Origin of the sequence: Salipiger sp. HF18 (genome assembly GCF_011806505.1) — a bacterium.
Lineage (GTDB): Bacteria > Pseudomonadota > Alphaproteobacteria > Rhodobacterales > Rhodobacteraceae > Salipiger > Salipiger thiooxidans.
Genome location: NZ_JAATOS010000914.1, coordinates 1 through 788 on the forward strand (window position 1 = coordinate 1; position 788 = coordinate 788).

The window sequence follows — 788 nt, forward strand, 5'->3', positions numbered from 1 at the left end:
GATGGCCACGACGTAGCCGATCCAGTGCAGCAGCCCGCCGCCGGTCCAGAACCCCCAGTAGAGCCCGAGCGCCAGCACGCCCGCGCCCCAGAGCGCCTCGCGCCATTGTGACAGGCGGGCCTTGGCGGCGGGCCGGATCAGGCTCATGCGGCGACCCCCGGCGTCACCTGTCGCTCAAGGACGGCGACGCGGTAGCTGCCGACGCGGGCAAAACCGATGCGTTCGTAGGCGCGGGCGGCGGCGTCGTTGTTGGCGAAAAGCACGGCGTCGCGCACCCCGCGTGCCCGTTCCTCGAGAAGCTGTGCGGCGACGACCGCACCGCCCCGACCGCGGCTGCGCAGCTCCGGCGGCACGTAGACGCCGCCGATCTGCACCATCGCGGGCAGGCGGGCGTTGACCGCGCTCATCGCCACCGGGGCGCCGTCCTCGATCAGCAGCCGCACATGGCCGAGCGGCACCGACTCCACCGCGCGTTTCAGCGCCGTGACCTGCGCCGCCTCGTCGCGCGAGCTGATGCCGGTGCTGGCGGTGTAGTCGAGAAACCAGTGGGCGAGTAGCGGGATGTCGGCCTCGACTGGGGGGCGGATGGAGGCGGAGGACGCGGGCAGGGTGTCGAGCGCGAGCCGGTAGAGCGGCTCGGAATGGTTCAGCCGCCAGGCGGTGTCGGGCAGGCCGAGGGCTGCGAGCGTCGCCTCGGTCTGGCGGGCCTCGCCGGTGAGCGCGGCGATGGTGTTGTCGCCAAGCGCCGCCACGAAGGCGCGGTGCCACGCATCCGGCGCGTCGGGCGC

1 protein-coding gene is annotated in these 788 nt (G+C 73.6%); it reads right to left on the reverse strand.

The features are described 5' to 3' along the window. Positions 1-143: 143 nt before the first annotated feature. The coding region (locus tag HC022_RS27950; RefSeq protein ID WP_167454535.1) for a GNAT family N-acetyltransferase at positions 144-788 on the reverse strand (645 nt) is incomplete at its 5' end.